6 protein-coding genes and 2 pseudogenes are annotated in these 16,225 nt (G+C 73.6%); 2 read left to right on the forward strand and 6 right to left on the reverse strand.

From position 1 onward, the window contains the following. Positions 1–24: 24 nt before the first annotated feature. On the reverse strand, positions 25–402 hold the full coding sequence (locus tag ACFV5H_RS03960) for a transglycosylase family protein (RefSeq protein WP_385049828.1): 378 nt from the start codon (positions 400–402) through the stop codon (positions 25–27). 164 nt (positions 403–566) lie between these two features. Between ACFV5H_RS03960 and ACFV5H_RS03965 the strand changes: the two are divergent. Then, a pseudogene (locus tag ACFV5H_RS03965) lies at positions 567–1,895 on the forward strand (erythromycin esterase family protein); the annotation flags it as partial. Between the two features lie 30 nt (positions 1,896–1,925). Here the strand turns inward: ACFV5H_RS03965 and ACFV5H_RS03970 are convergent. The 5 genes and pseudogenes from ACFV5H_RS03970 to ACFV5H_RS03990 all read right to left on the reverse strand — a co-directional run bounded on the left by ACFV5H_RS03970 (position 1,926) and on the right by ACFV5H_RS03990 (position 15,381). Then, positions 1,926–2,366, reverse strand: coding sequence for a DoxX family protein (locus tag ACFV5H_RS03970; RefSeq protein ID WP_385192648.1), 441 nt, complete (start codon positions 2,364–2,366; stop codon positions 1,926–1,928). A 177-nt stretch (positions 2,367–2,543) separates the two neighbouring features. Further along, on the reverse strand, positions 2,544–5,792 hold the full coding sequence (locus tag ACFV5H_RS03975; RefSeq protein WP_385192651.1) for a family 78 glycoside hydrolase catalytic domain: 3,249 nt from the start codon (positions 5,790–5,792) through the stop codon (positions 2,544–2,546). 237 nt (positions 5,793–6,029) lie between these two features. Continuing rightward, positions 6,030–9,467: a glycosylhydrolase-like jelly roll fold domain-containing protein gene (locus tag ACFV5H_RS03980; protein WP_385192653.1), complete on the reverse strand. Its 3,438-nt coding sequence runs from the start codon at positions 9,465–9,467 to the stop codon at positions 6,030–6,032. 62 nt (positions 9,468–9,529) lie between these two features. Continuing rightward, a pseudogene (locus tag ACFV5H_RS03985) lies at positions 9,530–12,120 on the reverse strand (beta-L-arabinofuranosidase domain-containing protein). Positions 12,121–12,405: 285 nt separating this feature from the next. Continuing rightward, on the reverse strand, positions 12,406–15,381 hold the full coding sequence (locus ACFV5H_RS03990) for a glycosyl hydrolase (protein ID WP_385192655.1): 2,976 nt from the start codon (positions 15,379–15,381) through the stop codon (positions 12,406–12,408). A 557-nt stretch (positions 15,382–15,938) separates the two neighbouring features. Between ACFV5H_RS03990 and ACFV5H_RS03995 the strand changes: the two genes are divergently transcribed. Continuing rightward, complete coding sequence (locus ACFV5H_RS03995; protein ID WP_385049813.1) at positions 15,939–16,214, forward strand: hypothetical protein; 276 nt, start codon at positions 15,939–15,941, stop codon at positions 16,212–16,214. Positions 16,215–16,225: the final 11 nt, after the last annotated feature.

Consider the following 16,225-nt stretch of genomic DNA (forward strand, 5'->3'; position numbering starts at 1 on the left):
GGACCTCCCCGGCCGGGTCGTCGCTCACCGCCGCGGGGCGCAGGACCAGGCCGACATCCCCTGGAGCCGGGCCAGGCGCCTGGCCACGGCGATCTGTTCCTCGCGGGTCGCCAGGTCCGCACGCGGGGCGTACTCGAGTCCCCCGGCAGCGACCCAGCTCGACTGCGTGAACTGCAGGCCGCCGTAGTGACCGTTGCCGGTGTTCGCCTGCCAGTCGCCGCCGGACTCGCACGCGGCGATGGCGTCCCAGTCGGTGCCCCGGGGAGCCGACGGGGGCGACGCCTTCGCTTCGGCGGTCGTGCCCAGGGCTGCCGCGGCGACCAGGACGATCACGGCGGCCCGGATCCGGCTCCCCCGCGAACTCCGCACGTCGCCTACAGGGGTATTTCGTCCATGACTCATGGAGAACTGTTACACCGTGCCGTCGAGCGACGGCTCGTCGACGGCCGTCTCCTTGCCCCGGACGGGGTACGTGGTGGTCCGTCTGGGCGACGTTGGTCCGGTCGGGTGACCCTCGGAGCGCGGTCCTGCGCCGCGGCGGCGACGCTGACGCCATGACACCCTTCATGACGCGGCGGCCGGCCGCCGCGCTGCTCGTCTGGCTCGCCGTCGTCGCCGGGACGGTCGCGGCGGCCCCGGCCGGCGGGGACACCGGGGCCTCGGACGGATCTCCCGCGGCCGTCGGCGATGTGCTGTCGCCCCTCGAGGAGGCCGCCCGTCCGCTGCGCACCACCGAGCCCTCGGGCCCCTTCGAGGACCTGCGCCCCTTCGGGAAGGCGGTCGGTGACGCCGTGGTGGTCGGCGTCGGCGAGGCCGCCCACGGCTCCCACGACTTCGTCACCTTCCGGCACCGGGTCCTGCGGTACCTGGTCGAGGAGAAGGGCTTCCGCTCCTTCGTCCTGGAGGCCGACTGGAGCGCGGGGCTGCGTCTGGACGACTACCTGCTCACCGGGCGCGGCGATCCCGTCCGGATCATGTCCGAGGAGTTCCGGAACGCCTTCCTGCTGCTGCACAGCCAGGAGTACCTGGACATGATCCGCTGGATGCGCGCGTACAACGTCGCCCACCCCGACGACCCGGTCAGGTTCGCCGGCAACGACAACGGCTACGCCGGCCCGGAGCTGTACGACCGGGTCGTCGGCCACGTCCGGCGCACCCACCCCGACCTGCTGCCCGACGTCACCGGCCTGTACCGGGGGCTGCGCCCCACCCTGCCCGTCGACGCGTGGATGCGCGCCGCCACGACCGCTCCCCTGGACGAACGCCGCGCACGGGCCGAACGCACCGGCCGCGTCCTCGCACTGCTCCGCGCCCGCGAACCCGCCGGGACGGACGACGAGCACACCTGGGCCGTCCAGCACGCCACCGTCATCGACCAGGTGGCGCGCCTGTACGCCTTCGACCTCTCCGATCCCCGGACCGCGCCGCAGGCCATGGCCCACCGCGACACCGCCATGGCGGAGAACACCCTGTGGTGGCACCGCCGCACCGGCCACCGAATCGTGCTCGGCGGACACAACAGCCACCTGTACACCAGGAGTTCCACCCCGGATCTCCCCCTCACCCAGGGCACGGTGCTGCGGCGGCGGCTGGACGGCGGATACCTGGCGGTAGGGCTCTCCTTCGACCGGGGTGCCGTGCACGCCACCGAACAGGGCCTGCAGAACCCGGCCGACCAGGACGTCGGACGGGTCGAGGTGCCGCCCGCCGCGCCCGGCTCGGCCGAGCACGTCCTGGGCCGGGTGAGCCACCGCGACTGGTACGCCGACCTGCGCACCGCGCCGCCCGCCGCCCGCGCCCTGCTGGACGTCGCCCGGCCCAAACGGGAGATCGGCACGGACTACCCGCCGCCCGGTGACCAGGTCAACCTGCTGAGGTCGGCGGACCTGGTGGTGCACCTGCACGAGATCCGGCCGAGCCACGCACTACCTCGATGCGGGGGCCGCCCCGGTGTCCCCGGGTGTGCCGGGGCGGAGCAGGCCCGTCAGGGACAGGGCGCCCGGCCCGAAGAAGACCAGGAGCAGGAAGCCCCAGCAGAACAACACCGGTGACAGACCGCCGTTCTGCAGCGGGAACAGGCCGTCCTTCTGGTGTTCGGTGAAGTAGGCGAAGGCCATGGCCCCCGAGCTGAGGAACGCCGCGCCGCGGGTCGCGGCCCCGAGGAGGACGAGGACGCCGCAGACGAGCTCGATCACGCCCGCGTACCAGAACGGCCAGTCACCTGTGGGGCCGGCCTCCCTGTCCAGTACGCCGAAGACCGTGGCGGCGCCCTCGCTGGTGAACAGCAGGCCGAGGACGATGCGGAACAGGCCCAGAACGAGCGGTTGGTGGCCGGCCAGCCGGTCGCTCAGGCGTGCGGTGCTCATCGTCGCGTACTCCTCGCGTCGGTCGGTGCAACGTAGGGGGCCGGCGCCGGGGGTCGCGCGTGGGAGGCCGTCCGCCCTTCTCCTACGTGCGCGCCGGCCCGACCGTTCAGCCGAACTCGTCACCGGCTCCCACCGGGCGGTGACAGCGCGTCGCCGCCCGGTGGGAGCCGTCGTCGCTCAGGACCGCGGCGGGGCCGAGCGGAAGGTCCAGTGTCCCGAACCCACCCGGTACACGGCCTCCTCCCCGGACGTGCGCAGCAGGCGCGCTCCCTTCGGTGCCCCGGCCCGTCCTCCGGCTGCGGGGACGTGCACCTCGGCGGTGCTGCCGGCGGGGACGTCCACGGTCAGCCGGAAGCGGCCGTCCGTCCGCTCCCAGTCGGTGCGGGCGATGCCGTACGGCGTCCGGTAGGAACCCGAGGCCGAGGTCATGTCGCCCTCGACGGCCGGGTCGATCAGCAGCTCGGCGTAGCCGACGGAGTCGGCGGTCTGCGCGATGCCGGCGACCCGGGTGGTGAACCAGGAGTCGATGGCGCCGAGCATGAAGTGGTTCTGCGACTGGCCGGGGCCGCCGTCCCAGGACTCGCCGAGGGTGGTGTTGCCGGCGCGTACCTGGTAGCCGTAACTGGGGCTGGTGGTCTGCGTGGCGATGGCGTGCACGACGTCGTCGCGCCCCGCCCCGCTGAGGACCCGGAAGGCGGCGGGCAGGGAGATCTCGCCCAGGATCAGGTGGTCGCCCGCGTCCTCGACCGCGGTGGTGAAGTGGGTGAGCAGGCGGTCCCGCTCCCCCGCCGGGTGGGCGCCCATGTCGAGGGCGAGCGCCTCGGCCCCGTGGCCACCGCCGCCGAAGGTGCCGGTGGTGGTGTCGTAGTACTTCGCGGACAGGGCCTTCGCGCTCGCGTCGGCCTTGGCGCGGTACTCGTCCGCGGCCCCCTGGTCGCCGAGGACGGTGGCGATGCGGCTGAGGGCGTCGGCGACCCGCCAGTAGCCGTAGGTGCCGGCCACGGCGCGCGGGAAGGTCCGGTCGGGCGTGAACCAGTCGCCGAGGCCGTAGTCGAGGATGCCGTCCTTGACCTGGGTCTCCAGGAAGGCCGCGTACTGCCGCATGCGCGGGTAGTACGTCCGCAGGGTCCGCTTGTCGCCGTAGGTGGTGTAGAGCTGCCAGGGGACGAGGACGAAGGCGCCGCCCCAGTTGGAGTCGTTGCGGTAGCCGCCGGGCAGGCTGGTGTACTCCGGGACCGTGCTCGGGATCAGACCCTCGGTGGTCTGCGCGTCCGCCATGTCCCGGACGATCTTGCGCAGGTAGGCCTGCATGTCGTAGTTGCCGGCGAGGGCCGGGAAGACGAGCTGGTTCTGTTCCAGCCAGCCCAGCTTCTCGCGGCTCGGGCAGTCGGTGAGGACGCTCATCATGTTGCCCTCGACGGAGCGGCGGATCAGCGCGTGGATGTCGTTGATCAGCGGGTCGGAGCTGGTGAAGTCACCGGCGGAGGTGTTGTCGGTGTGCAGGACGTGTCCGCGCACGCTCACCGTCGCTCCCTCGGGCACACCCCTCAGGTCGAGGTAGCGGAACCCGTGGTAGCTGAAGCGCGGGTGCCAGGTCTCGTCGCCGCGGCCCCGGGCGGTGTAGGAGTCCCACAGGGGTGCGCCGACGTTGCTGACGGACTGGAAGGCGCGGCCGTCCTTCAGGCTCTCCGCGGGGTAGACCCGGATCGCGGTGCCCTCGGGGGCGTTCACGGTGATCTCCGGCCAGCCGGCGATGTTGCGTCCGAGGTCGAAGACCCGGCTGCCCTCGGCGCCGTCCACCTCCCGGCCCCGGAGCGTCTCGACGATCCGGATGGGTTCGGTCTCCCGGGCGCTGAGCGCGGCGGGCCGTTCGGTGGTGCCGGGGCCCGCCACCACGGTCGCCCGCCGCCAGTCGGAGTGGTCGCCGGCGGGCTCGTCCCAGCGGGGGATCTCCCGGCGGGCGTCGTAGTCCTCGCCGCCGTACCAGTTCGAGGAGGTGGTGGGCCCGAGGGTGGTGCGCCAGTCGTCCCCGCTGGTGAGGGTGCGGACCCGGCCGTCGGCCAGGGTGACTTCCAGCCGGGCGATCAGCTTGGGGTCGGACAGGTTGCCGTAGAGCTTGCGGTAGCGGTCGGCGGTGCTGACGACGTTGGACATGCCGTTGCCCAGGGCCACGCCGATGGTGTTGGCGCCGGTCCGCAGGCGCTCGGTGACGTCGTAGGTGGTGTACTGGACGCGCTCGGCGTAGTCGGTGTTGGCCGGTTCGAGGACGGCGTCGCCGACGGGTTCGCCGTTGATGCTCGCGTCGTGGATGCCGAGCCCGGCGATGTAGAGGCGGGCGCTGCGTACGTGTTTCGGGAGGGTGAAGTCGTCGGTGAGCAGGGGAAGTCCGGCCGGCAGGTACGGGGTGGGCGGCTGCTGGCCGGTGACGCGGGTGAGCGTGGTGAAGGGGCCGTCGGCGCTGCCGGCCCCGGAAACGGCGTAGTCGACGGGGAAGTTGGGGACCTTGCCGTCGTCGGTGAGGACGTCGGCACGCGGGTACAGCGCCAGTTCGTCGAAGGTCTTCACCGACTTCAGGTCGAGCGTGAGGGTGACCGGGGCGGCGGAGACGTCCGGGCCGGTGTGCGGGGCGCTCGCGTAGCCGGCCGCGGTCTGCAGGGCGCTGTTGGGCAGGCCGTCCACCGCCAGGGCGGGCTCCCAGGTCTTGCGCAGCGTGTTGCTCTCGGACGCGGTGACCGCGGCGCCGCGGGCGAGGCCGGTGGTGGAGGTGGTGGAGTCGCGGAGGTCGATCTCACCGAGCTGGAGCCGCCAGGTGCGGTCGGGGAAGGACTCGGCGAGCGGCAGGCCGAGCCGGGTGACGTCCAGGCGCACGTAGCGGGCGGTGGTCCTGGGGAGCCGTACGACGACGGGTTCGGCCGTGCGCCTGCTCAACTGCCAGTCGGGGTGGGTGATCCAGTCGGCTCCCCAGTCGGACCGCTTCGTCAGGCCGGTCTCGAAGACGGCGGTGCGGCTCCAGCCGCCGTTCCTGTGTCCGGGCCCGGACCAGAGCATGACGCGCCAGTAGACGCGTGTGCGGGACCCCAGTGCCTTCCCGTCGTACGTGGTCGCGGGCACGGCCGAGTCGACCCGGCCCGAGTCCCACAGGTCGGGGCGGGAGGAGTTGAGCAGCCGGGGCGAGGTGGCGGCCTGCACCCGGTAGGCGGACTGCCGGGCGTCGGGGCGGCCGGCGTCGATCTCCCAGCTGAGTTCGGGGGTGGTGTCGTCGATGCCGAGGGCCTGGGTGAGGTGCTGGGTGCGCAGCCGGGCCGGGGAGACGTCGCCGGTGACGGCGTCGGCGGTGACCGCGCCGGCGAGCACGGTCGCGAGGGCGGTGGCCGCGGCCAGGGCGGCGGACCACCCGGGTCTGCGGTGCGGGTGCGGTGTGGGCATGTGGCTTCCTGGCGGGTGTGGGTGGGACGGATCGGGGACGGGGATCACTGCCCGGTTCCGGGACCGCGGTCCTTCGCGGCCCCGGGACCGGGCGTCTTCGCGGCCCCGGGACCGGGCGTCTTCGCGGCCCCGGGACGGGGGTTCCTCACGGCCCGCGGCCGGAGGGCCTGCCCGGTCGCGCGGGCCGGGGTCTTCGCGGCGTCGGCGCGGAGGACCGTCGAGGTGCCGGAACGGGGTTCAGACGCGGCGCAGTTCGACCGTGGCGCGGTGCCGGAACCGTAGGGTCACGGGGCCGAGCAGGCCGGACGGCAGCGGCTTCCTGCGTTCGTTGGACAGCGTGTTGGAGACGCGCACGCTCAGGGTGTTGCGGCCGGGGCGCAGCCGCTCGGTGACGTCGGCGACGAACGGTGCCCACAGCAGCGGCGGCAGCACGGCGCCGTTGACGGTGACCTCCGCGACGTCGCGCACGTCCCCGAGGTCCAGCAGGACGCGGCGGTCGCGCAGCCGGGCGGCGTCGACCTCGACGGCGGTGGTGTAGGTGCCGCTGCCGGAGAACAGCGGGTCGTGCACGGTCCAGCTGTCCAGCGGCGCGGTGACGGGGGTGGCGCCGTCGCGTGCGAAGGTGAACGTCCAGTCGCCGGTCACCGGGACGGGGTCGAGCGGGTCGTCGACGCGTACGGTGCCGCGGTGCAGGTGGTTGCCGTCGGTGCCGGTGAGGGTGTGGGTGCCGGGCTCGGCGGCCTCCACGGTGGCCCTGAGCACCGTTCCGTGGCGTTCCACGGCCAGGACCGGCAGGGGCGAGTCCGTGAGGTGGGGCTCGTGCCGGACCCCGGGGCGCACCACGACGACCAGGCTCTGGTACGGCTCCAGGTCCAGCGGGAGCCGTACGCCGTCCTTGGTGCTCCGGTGCAGCGGTGCCGGGCCGCCGGTGCCGGTCCCCGGGTCCCAGATCTGGGGCACGCCGGTGGCGGGCAGGGCGGCGACGGTCCCGGCCCGCTCGCCGCTCTCGTTGTTGAACAGGAAGACGGTGTCCGCGCCGCGTCGCACGCGCAGCACCCGGACGGCGTCCCGGGGCGGGTCGAGGACGGCGGCGGCCGCCCCGGCGCCGGTCGCGGCGGCGCCCAGCGCGCCGGTGTCCGCGACGCGTACGGCGTGGCCGCGCCCGAGGGCCCGGCTGCCGGGAACCCGGTCGCCGAAGAGGTCGCGCAGGCCGTGGGCGAGGGTGCGGTCGTCGCCGTCGGCCTCGTCGGTGTCCAGGGCGCCCACCGCGATCACGGTGCCGCCCGCGCGGACGAACTCGCGCAGCACCCGCAGGCCGTCCGCGTCCAGGGTCGGCGTCTCGGGAACGACCACCAGGTCGTAGGCGGCGTGGCCGACCACGAGCCGGCCTCCCCGGACGCCGGCGTGGGCCCGCAGGGCCGGGTCGCCGGTGAGGGCGCCCTCGTGCAGCAGGTCGAAGTCGACCTGGGACCGTTCCAGGGCGTAGGCGGCGTCGGCGAGCGGACCGTCGACGTCGCCCTGCCGGTCGGTGCCGGTCGACTGCTCGGCGGCCCGCTGCGGTTGCAGCAGCGCGGTGCGGGCGGCGGAGGTGCCGCGGCCGGCCTCCATGAGCCGTCCGATCCACTCGGCGAGCGGGCGCATCGCCCACCACCAGGGCGCGCGCGGGCCGAACGGCGGCGGGAAGTACACGCGGGTCTCGTCGGTCCACAGCGCGTGCAGCACCGTCAGGTTGACGCCGCGGGCCGCCTGCGCGCCCACGGTCGCGTGCACGAAGGCGGGGGTGACCTGCCAGCCCATGTTGCCGAACATCTCCAGCAGGGCCCGTTCGCGGCCCATCTGGTGGGCGACGGAGACCGGGTTGCGGGGGATCATGGTGGGCTCGCCGGCCACGTACTCGGCGGTGATGATGTCGCCGCCGGGCACCTGCGCCCACTGGTTGACCTTGTGCAGGTCGCCGGTGGTGACGATGCGCTTGGCGGGGGCGGTCTCGTCGTAGAGCGGGTTGGTGATGAGGGCGACGCCCCACTCGTCGTACAGCCGGGCCTGCTTCTCGAAGGCCTTGGCGAAGCGGTCGGAGACGGCCCGCCAGTAGCGGCCGCGGACGGTGCGGCCCGCACGGCCGAGGTCGTCGAAGGCGGCGGCGTAGGCGGCGCCGGGGGTGACTCCGACGGCGCGCAGGGCCCCTTCCAGGGAGGGTGACCACGGCAGGCGCTTGAAGTGGGCCTCGGCGGAGGCGAAGAAGGGCTCGTCGTCCCAGAAGCCGGGGACGACCGTGCCGAAGTACCGTCCGAAGCGGCGGTGGTACTCGGCGGGGACGATGTCCAGGAACAGCTCGACCGGTTCGTCGTCGAGCAGGTCGACGTAACTGCGGCTGTATCCCTGGGAGTCGTCGACGAGGAGGACCCCGCCGAAGAGGTCCACCTGCCACTCCCCCGCCGGCACCTGCCAGGTGTGGTCGCCGGTCAGCCGGCCGGTGAGGTCGGTGACGTCGGCCGCGCCGGCCGGTCCGACGGGGCGTGCGGCAGCGGCGGCGACCGTGAAGTCCCCGGCCGGCAGCTCCTTTTCGGGGAAGGACCGGACGGCGGAGGACTCGTCGAAGGCCGAGTCGTACAGGACGGCGCCGTCGGCGCCTTCGACGGCGAGGTTCTCCCAGAGGGCACGCTGGTCGTCGACGGCGCGCACGCCGGCGCCGCCCGTGGTGTGGGCGGAGTCCCGGACGGTGCCCTTGTCCCGGCCGTCGAGGGTGACGGACACCGTGTCGGCGCGGACGGTGACCCGCAGGGTGTGGAACCTGGTCTTGTTGAAGCCGTCGGTGCGGGTGCTGCGCAGCAGCTCGGCGGGTTCCGTGCCGGGGGCCAGCCGGTGGACGGTGGTCACGCCGGTCTGGTCGAAGGTGACGGCGTACCCGGAGCGTCCGTCGGCCGAGCCGCGTACGACGAGGCCGGCCGCGCCGTGCTCCGCCTTGGCGCTGCCGCTGACCGTGTAGTCGGTCCAGCCGGCGCTGTCGCGCAGGACGGTGGCGCCGTGGAGCACGGCGGCGTCGGCCACCAGGCGTCCCGCCTCGACCCCGACTCCGGTGCTGCGGCGCAGGTCGACGGCGGCCGGGCCGCGCACCACGGTGGTCGAGCGGGCCAGTGCCTTCAGCCGCAGGTCGGGCCGGGGGGCGTAGGTGCGGGTGCCGACCTGTCCGCCCTTGACGATGAGCTCCCCCGCGCGTCCGCTGGGGAAGTGGTCGTCGTTGAACAGCCACACGCGCATGCCGGTGCGTTCGGCGGTGCGCAGGACGTGACCCACGATGTCGAACCACTCCTCGGTGAAGAACACCGGGCGCATCTCGGCGTTGTCGAAGGAGAAGAGGACGACCTCGTACATGCCCTTGTCCCGGAGGTCCGCCATCTGGCGGTCCACCAGTTCGGGGGTGACGGGGCCGTTCCAGTACCAGTAGACGGTGGGACGGCTGTCGCGGCGCGGGTCGGCGAAGTGCCGGGGCGAGAAGGCGTCCCGGCCGGGTCCCGCGGCCCCCTCCGCCGCTTCGGTGGCGGAGGCCGCGGACGCGGCCTCGGGGAGGCCGACGGCGACCAGGGCGCCGGTGGCACCGGCGGCGGCCACGAACCGGCGTCTGGAGAGGGCGCTTCCGGGGCCGTCGGGGCGTTCGGGTGTCGCGTCTTCGGACATGGCGGAGCTCCTGGGGTGGGTGGTGGTAAGGCGGGCGGGACCGGTGGGCGCGGGTGTGCCGCTCAGCCCTGGGCGAGCCGGCGCACCTCGTCGGCGGTCAGGGCCCGGTTGCGCAGCCGGAAGTCGCGGACGGCCCCGCGCAGACAGGGGTGGGTGCTGTTCTGCGAGCGGCCGAGGAAGTTGCGGCCGGTGCGGCCGAGGAGGAGGGGGCCGGCCACCATGGCCGTGTTGCGGCCCGCTTCGGCTCCGTCGACGTAGAGCACTCCGGTGCCGCCGCCGAGGGTGAGTGCCACGTGGACCCACCGGCCGGTCGGCAGCGGGCCGGTGGCGTCGACGACGTCCTCCCGCTCCATGCCGGAGATCTTCAGGGCCGCGCGGGCGCGGCCGGCGCCCGTGGTCGCGGTGAGGAAGAGGTAGGTGTCCTTGTGGTAGCCGAGGTCGAAGACGCGTGCGGAGGGCGCGAGGGCGTCCACGCGGACGCGTACCGCCACGGTCAGCTCGTCGAGGCCGCTGGGCAGTCCGACGGGCAGCGCGACGTGGCCGTCGCGTCCGTCGAGGGTCACCGCGGGCACGCCGCCGTCGGTGCTCCAGGCGGCGCCGCCGGCGAGGACGGCGTCGGCGAAGGTTCCGGTGCGGTCCGCGGCCGAGGTGCCGCTGCCCTCGTCGAGGGGGTAGTGGGCGACGTCCCGTGCGGGTGTGCGGCGCGGTGTGACGGCCCAGTACACGTTGTAGTGCTGGTGGTGGACCTCGTGGAAGGGGCGCAGGGCGACGCGGCCGCCGTCCGCGACCGCGGTGAACGCGGTCTGCCCGCCGGGGGTGCGGCGCAGGGTGTCGGGGCGGATGACGGGAAGGGTCGCGAGGCCGGTGCCGCCGTATGCGCCGGCCAGCACCAGCGGACCGTATGACAACGATGCCACCTGCGGGTTGTCGGGCGCCGGGCGCCAGACGGGGACGCGCGGCAGGACGAGTTCCACGGTGTCCCCGGTGCGCCAGTGACGGGTGACGGCGGCGTAGCCGCCCGCTGCGGGCGGCGCCCCGGCGGTCCGGCCGTTGACCTTCAGCACGGCCCGCCGCCCGTCGCCGTCGGCGACCCACGCGGGGACGCGGATCCGCAGGGTGAAACGCGCCTGTCCGGCGGTGACGGTGAGGCGGGTGCGGTCGCCCGCGGGGTACTCCGTCTCCTGACACAGCGTCACTCCCGTCTGTTCCCAGCGCACTTCGGAGGGGATGAACAGGTTGACGTACAGCTCGGGCCGGCGGGGGCCGCGGGAGCGGAAGTAGATGGTGTCGGCGAACTTGGTGTGCGTCTCCAGGCCGGTGCCGTGGTCGCAGGAGAAGTTGTCGTAGTCCCCGCTGTAACTGCCGGGGGCGGCGCCCAGTCCGCCCTTGGGCTCCCGCCGCGAGCCCGCCCACAGTCCCGTGTAGTAGGTGACGAAGCCGTGCTCCGAGTCGGGGTCCTGCTCGGCGAGCATCTGGTTGTAGAGGGTCCACTCGTAGTGGTCCAGGTAGTCGGCGCGCTCGGGGCGGTGGCGGAAGAGGTGGCGGCCGAGCTTGAGCATGTTGTAGCTGTTGCAGTTCTCGCAGGTGACCGTCGAGAGCCGGCTGACGATCTCGCCGGGAGGGCCGAAGAGTTCCTTGTCGGAGTTGCCTCCGATGGCGTACGAGTGGTCGCGTACGACGGTGGTCCAGAAGGTGTCGGCGATGTCCAGGTACCGCCGCTCGCCGGTGGCCTCGTAGCCCGGCACGGCGCCGACCACCTTGGCGATCTCCGTGTTGGCGTGGCGGCCGGCGAGTTCGTCGCGGCCGGCGGCCAGCGGCGCGTACAGCTCGTCGTGGTCGAAGCGTCGGGCGGTGCGCAGGTGCACCGGGTCGCCGGTCACCAGGTACAGCCGGGTGAGGACGTCGTTCATGCCGCCGAACTCGACCTTCAGCACGCTCTGCATCCGTTCGCGGGACAGCGGCGCGGTGCGGGCCTCGGCCCAGGCGGCCATCTCCAGCAGGACGTCCAGGGCCTGTGCGTCACCGGCCAGCCGGTACTGGTCCAGCAGGCCGGCCATGATCTTGTGCAGCGTGTAGTAGGGCGCCCACGGCTTCCCGCCGGCCTCCAGTTGGTCGAAGACCGTCTCCGGGAAAGCGGAGAGGTAGCCCCGGTGGAAGCCGGCCGACGGTGCCGCCCGCTGGCACTCGGCCAGCGCCGAGACGAGCGCGCGGGCCTTGTCCGCGTAGGCGCGGTCGCCGGTGCCGGCGTGGGCCTGGGCCAGGGCGCTGAGCAGGTGCCCGGTGGTGTGGCCGCGCAGCTGGACGGTGGGGCCTCCCAGCCGCCGCAGGGTTCCGCCGACGACGGCAGGCCGACGTTCAGGCGGAAGGTGTGCAGCAGCCGGTCGGTGTCGACGAAGAGCAGATAGGCGCAGGTGCGGCGCATGTTGGCGAGGAACGGGCTGTCGAGCAGCCGGACTTCGGAGAGCGCGAACTCGTCCAGCGCCGGCTCCGGGCCGGTCGCGCCGGCCTGTCCGGCGGGTGCGGATGCCGGTGCGGGTGCGGGTGCCGCGGCGGCCGGGGACGAGGGTGTCGTCACCGCCGCGGCGGCCGCGGCGGATGCGGTGAACAGGATCCGGCGTCTGGACGGGGCGGACCTGCCGGAAGATACGTGCATGGCACGGGGCTCCCTTCACTGGCAATGGCTGCGGGTGGGTCAGGAACGGGGAGACCAAAGGGAATTGAATCGTTTTACTCGACTCGGCGCAGACGCTAAGTGCCGTCGCAGCGAGCGTCAAGGGTTCTCACAGGATGCGCATGGGACGGCAACTACCGTTGTGACGTGCGCGAGTCGGGCACACGCGGGCATGCCGCTGTGCGGACGGGCACGGGCACCGTCCGCACAGCGGCTGTCTCACGGCCGGGAAACCCCGGCGGGAATCAGAGGGGTTGAAACGTTCAATCAGAGGGTGGTCTGGGCGTACGGCACGAGGCGGACCGGGCCCACCAGCCCGTGGTCCTGGCGGGCGACTCCGCCGAAGACCTCCGGGCGGGTCGTCCTCAGGCGGTTCACGAGCGGTGTCGCCACCTCGATCTCGATGGTGTTCTCGCCCCGCCGCAGCAGCGGGCCCACGTCGATGACGGGGCACAGGCGGTCGGCGGGGCCCGGGTCCCGCCCGTTGACCGTCACCCGGAAGGTGTCGCTGACCTGTCCCAGGTCCAGCACGGCGCCGTGGGAGGAGGTCCAGTCGTCCGGGAGCACCACGGTGGTGCGGTACGTACCGACGCCGGCCGAGTCCGCCAGTTCGGGGATGCGCGACCAGGGCAGCAGGGTGTCGAGGACGACGCCGCGGCGCACGGTCTCGGTCCGGGTCGCGTCGACGCCGGGGAACCAGTCGTCCACGTCGAGGTGCCACCGGTCCGGCTCGATCGCGGCGGGCACGGACGGGAGGGTGGCGGTGACCGTGCGGCCCTGCGACAGACGGGTCCGGTACGTGCCCCCGGCGCCGGCCCGCACGGTGAGCCCGCCACGGGTGAACAGCACCTCGTCGGCGTCCGAGGAGACGGCGTGCGGACGGCTGCCGTTCCGGTCCCCGAAGAGCCCCGGCCGTCCCAGCGCCACGATCGTGGTCTGGCCGGGCCGCAGCGCGACGCGCAGGGTGACCTCGTCGCCCTGCCGCGTGTACCGCGCGGCGCGTTCGGCCTTGCCCGTCCAGGGGTCGAGCAGGTAGGGCACGAACGCGCCGCCACGGGTGCGGCGCAGGGTGACGTCGTGGTCGATCGCGGCGACGGGCGGCTTGACGGTCTCGGCGTGCTTGCCGTTGCACAGGTAGTAGAAGTCCGCCTGATCCGTCACCCGGTGGGCGTTGAGGAGCGTGGAAGCGGTGGAGTAGCGGGCGTCGGGGGTGACGCCGAGGGACGCGAGCGCGTCGCCGACCGCCGTCTTGTCGGTGACCCGGGCCACGTTGGGCAGGGCGAGCAGGCGGGCCAGCACGTCCCGCAGCCGCTCCGTCTCGCCCGACTCCGGCACGCCCGGCGTGAGCGCCTGGTCGAAGGCGCCGAGGAACACCGTGGGCAGCCCGGCCTCGGCGAAGCGGAGCAGCTTGCGGGCGTCGGCCAGAGCCAGCGTCGGGGTGGAGCCGTGGAAGAAGTCGCCCTCGACGAACAGGGCCTTGTAGGCCGGGCCGTCCGGGGCCAGCCGGCCTCCGGACACCCTGGCGTTCGGCAGGTCGAGCAGCGGGCCGCTGAGGAACTGGTGGGTCCATCCGAGCGGGACGCCGGTCGAGGTGAACCAGGACGCGCCGATGCCGGTGGCGGAGTAGCCGGTCTGCCGGAAGACGGCGACGTCCGCGCGGACCGTGCCGGCTTGGAGGACCTGGTGGACGCGGCCGAGGTAGCCGGAGATGTCCTCGGCGTGCCGCCAGGTGGGCTGCCGGGGACCCCAGGACTCGCTGTAGCCGGCGGTGCCGTTGTAGGGGCTGAAGGCGGCGAAGCCCGGCCACTGCGACTCCGGGGCCTTCGCGTAGGAGAAGCCGTGCAGGACGGTCTGGTTGACGCCGGCCGCGTAGGCGCCGCCCATGGTGCGCAGCACGCGGTCCCAGGTGGTGCTGTAGGCGGAGCCGTTGTAGGCGCCCGACTCGCAGGAGAGCACGGTGTGCCCCGCCATGTCCCGGCCGCCGGCCAGGCAGCGGTAGTCGTCGAGGTTCTTGAAGCCGAGGGACTCGCCCTCGGCGATGTCGAGGATCGCGGCGGACGCGATGCTGTCGGTCTGCAGGCCGTAGGGCTGGGCGCGCAGGGTCATGCCGAGGCCGTGCGCCCAGTCCCTGAGGGCGCGCACGTGATGGCGGTTGAACAGGTCGGACACGGTCGCCCAGAAGTCGTGCCGGATCTGCCGGGTCAGCTGGGCGTCGAAGGCGAACACCTGGTTGCTGTCGTCGAGGACGACGGCGGGCAGGTGGGGCAGCAGGGGGCGCCCCGTGCGCTTCTCGAACTCCTCCGGCAGCCGCCGCGTCCAGACCAGTCCGTCGGTCTCCAGTTCCACGGAGTCCTCGAAGAAGGCACCGCCCGCGGCTTCGAGCAGACGCCGCAGGGAGCCGGTCAGGATGTGGCGGTCCCAGAAGCCGGTGACGGCGGTGGTGCCGGCCTCGCCGAGGTGGTCGACCACGTAGGCGGCGGGGGCGGTGTGGGGTCCGGATTCGGGCTGCTGTCCCGAGCCGCGCCGCCAGTACGAGATCAGCACCCAGTCGCCCTCGGCGGGCGCCGTCCACGTCAGGGTGCCGTCGGTGACGGCGTCGGTCAGGTCGCGGACGCTGTCGGGGGCGAGCCCGGTCTCCTTGCGGGTGGAGTTGGCGGTGTCCACCCGGGCCGCCTGGACGGCGACGAGGTGCTCACGGGTGACGCCCGGGGCGGCCTTGTGCGCGGGCGGGGGCACCGGCCCGCGATAGGTGGCGCCGCCGGTCAGCGGGACCCGGCCGTGGACGAGTTCCTGAGCCGCGGCCTCGTCGTCGGGGGTGACACCGGGGACGGCCGCGGGCCAGCTCGGGCCGAGGGTGAGGTCCACGGTGAGGCCGCGTCTCGCCGCCCGGCGCAGGGCCGCCTCGACGCCGTCCCGCCAGGGTCCGCCGCCCCAGCCGTGACGGGCGGTGTCGAGCAGCGACTTGTCCCTGATGCTGTGGTGCACGGCGGCGATCTCGGCTCCGCCGAAGCCCGCGTCCGCGATCTGGTCGATCTCGCGGGCTATCTCGTCCGGGTCCACGAGACCGTCCGGCCACCACCACCGGAACTTCGGACGCACCGACCGGGCGGGGGCGGCGAACCAGTCGGCGGTCGGTCCGGCGCCTCCGGCGGCGGGAGTCGCGGCGGCGCCGGACGGGACCGCGCCGAGGGCGGCCGCGGCCCCCGCGGTCACCGCCGCGGCCAGGACCGTGCGTCTGGACATCCCGCCACGCTGCGGGACGGATTCGTCGTACATGAGTGCACCCCAGAGAAGTTCACATGCATTGAATCGTTTCAATCGCTATCGAACGCGGGAACGCTAAACCGCGCGGTTCGAAGGGGTCAAGGTGTGGGACGCGAGGTGTTCTCCGGAACCGGTGACGCACGCGGACGGGATCGGCGGGGTCCGCGACTCACGGGCGTGACCGCCGGTGCCTTCCGCCGGCCGGACTCCGCACAGCCCGTTCGCGGATGCACAGGAACGAGGACGGCTCCGGTGCGTACGCGTCGGGGGTGGACGGTCCCGGCCCGGCCGTCGCCCTCCCGATGCGGGCTCTGTGACCAGAAGCGGTTCGGCCCCGCTGACGGCCCCCATGTGGCGTTGTGCGGCGATCGGCTCGAACGAGGGCGCGCCCTTCGCCTCCGCCATCGACTCCGATGGCGCACCCTTCGCTTCCGCCATCGACTCCACGCAGGAAAGGGCGCGTTCGCGCAGTCGGCGCGACGTCGGCCCGGCGCCGGGCCGCCACCCGGGTGAGGACGCCCCCTAGGGTTTCGGCCATGACATGGAGCGAGGCCGAGTACCTGGACCACTTGCACGCCGAGCGGCGTGCCTACGCGTGGGTGATGCGGCACTACGGCGGTCTGACGCCGGCACAAGCCACGGAAGCGGCCCTGGAGTGGTACCCGTACGAGCCGGAGGGCCGTGCCCACCGCGGCCTGGTCTTCCACGACGAGGCCTGGCACTGGGCGATGCTGGCGATCCACGGTGACCGGTACACGCTGGACCACCCCGAACTCGTCCATCCGCCGTCCGCCTACGAGGCTCTTGACTGAAGGCCCCACCG

It is taken from the genome of Streptomyces sp. NPDC059787 (assembly GCF_042732315.1).
Lineage (GTDB): Bacteria > Actinomycetota > Actinomycetes > Streptomycetales > Streptomycetaceae > Streptomyces > Streptomyces atrovirens.